The following is a 235-nucleotide window of genomic DNA, read 5'->3' on the forward strand; positions in this document are numbered from 1 at the left end:
TTACTTGCGATCCAACCTTCACGATGACACCGGAAAAGTCATTACCAAGGATTAGAGGCATTTCATATTTCAGTAACATCTTTACTTTTCCATCACGTATTTTAAAGTCAATTGGGTTAATACTAGCTGCATGAATTTCTGCGAGCACTTCATGTTGGTTTATTTCAGGAGTAGGTACCTCTGCCATGCGCATTGGAACTTTTCCGTACTTATCAATTATCATTGCTTTCATTTC

The 235-nt window shown here is 37.9% G+C and carries 1 protein-coding gene; it reads right to left on the reverse strand.

The window, feature by feature from the left end; all coding sequences use genetic code 11:
* Positions 1-232: alcohol dehydrogenase catalytic domain-containing protein (locus tag KVT27_RS26195; RefSeq protein ID WP_217582335.1), on the reverse strand; the 232-nt coding region annotated here is incomplete at its 3' end.
* Positions 233-235 lie beyond the last annotated feature (3 nt).

It is taken from the genome of Lysinibacillus sp. GbtcB16 (assembly GCF_019091145.1).
Taxonomy (GTDB): Bacteria; Bacillota; Bacilli; order Bacillales_A; family Planococcaceae; genus Lysinibacillus; species Lysinibacillus fusiformis.